Here is a 237-nt window from a genome sequence, read left to right as displayed (position 1 = left end):
GTGTGCTGCGGCGTGTGCTGGAGCAGCACGACGGTCTGCGGACGCGGTTCTTCCGTGAGGGCGGACAGTGGTCCGCCGAGGTGGTGGGTCTGCCGGAGGAGGTGCCGTGGGAGGTCTGTGACCTGTCGCAGGTGCCGGAGGGTGAGCGTGAGGCGCGTGTGCTGGAGGTCGCCCGGCGGACCCAGGCCGGTCTGGACCTCTCCCGTTCCCCCCTCCTGAACGCCGTTCTCTTCACCG

At 70.5% G+C, this 237-nt stretch carries 1 protein-coding gene; it reads left to right on the top strand.

The annotated features are described in order from the left end of the window. Positions 1-14: 14 nt before the first annotated feature. Positions 15-237 (top strand): hypothetical protein (locus ACL06G_RS21565; protein ID WP_412836534.1); only part of this gene is annotated, 223 nt, incomplete at its 3' end.

The sequence above is a fragment of the Streptomyces callyspongiae genome (assembly GCF_047200695.1).
GTDB lineage: Bacteria > Actinomycetota > Actinomycetes > Streptomycetales > Streptomycetaceae > Streptomyces.
Note: the sequence above shows the minus strand (reverse complement) of the source record. Positions and strands in the feature narration are given on the sequence as shown.